The 1,310-nt window shown below is 48.7% G+C and carries 1 protein-coding gene; it reads right to left on the bottom strand.

The window, feature by feature from the left end; all coding sequences use genetic code 11:
- The coding region (locus A3762_RS08010) for a carboxyl transferase domain-containing protein (protein ID WP_068754833.1) at window positions 1–1,310 on the bottom strand (1,310 nt) is incomplete at both ends.

Below are 1,310 nucleotides of genomic sequence, written 5' to 3'. Positions count from 1 at the left end.
TTGATCAATAATAGGTTGTTTCAGTTTCGCCTCATCATTGTCAGACCAAGGTTCTCCGCGCTTTGCCATGCTATCGCGCTTTACTTGAGCAAGCACGCCTGCTGCTTGTTCGCCGCCCATCACTGAAATGCGCGCGTTAGGCCACATCCACAAAAACCGAGGGTGATAGGCTCGACCGCACATTCCATAATTACCAGCGCCAAAACTGCCGCCAATAATGACTGTAAACTTAGGGACTTTCGCGCAGGCGACGGCCATCACCATCTTTGCGCCATGCTTGGCAATGCCGCCTTCTTCAAACGACTTGCCGACCATGAATCCGGTGATATTTTGCAGAAACACCAAAGGAATTTTTCGTTGCGAGCAAAGCTCAATAAAGTGAGCGCCTTTTTGCGCAGACTCAGAAAACAGAATGCCATTATTTGCGACGATTCCAACCGGAAAACCGTCAATATGCGCGAATCCGCATACGAGCGTGTCGCCAAAATACTGCTTAAATTCTTGGAAGTTTGAGTTGTCGACAATTCGTGCAATGACTTCACGCACGTCATAAGGGGTTTTCAAGTCGCTCGGTACAGTGCCATTCAGTTCACTAGAGCCATAGATAGGTTTAGCGGGTGTCTTACGTTCAATGGGATTCGCTTTTTTCCAATTCAGGTGTGCAACGCAATCTCTAGCAATCTGCAGAGCATGTTCTTCGCTATCAGCGTAATGATCCGCAACACCGCTAACTTTGCAGTGAACATCTGCACCACCCAAGGATTCGGCACTTACTTCTTCCCCTGTAGCAGCTTTCACTAAAGGAGGGCCGGCCAGAAATATTGTACTGTGCTCACGAACCATAATGCTTTCATCAGCCATAGCGGGAACGTACGCGCCACCAGCTGTGCACAAGCCGAGTACGACAGCTATTTGAGGAATGCCTTTGGCTGACATATTGGCTTGGCGATAAAAAATATTGCCAAAATCGTCCTCATCAGGAAACACTTCGTCCTGGTTCGGTAGATTTGCTCCACCTGAATCAACCAGGTATACGCATGGCAGTCGATTCTCTTCCGCAATGGTAAGTGCGCGAAGGTGCTTTTTAACTGATAGAGGGTAATATGTTCCTCCCTTGATGGTCGAGTCGTTTACCACGACCATACATTCGGTGTCATTGATGATGCCGATACCACAGATAGCGCCAGCAGCAGGGATATCTTCGTCGTAAACTTCATGCGCAGCTAAAGCGCTCAACTCTAAAAACGGTGTACCTGGATCGAGTAGGTGAGCGAGTCGCTCGCGAGGCAGCAATTTACCCTTAGCCCGAT

The organism is Oleiphilus sp. HI0125, from assembly GCF_001635355.1.
The sequence above is the reverse complement of the archived record's forward strand: the minus strand, read 5'-3'. Positions and strand labels throughout refer to the sequence as shown.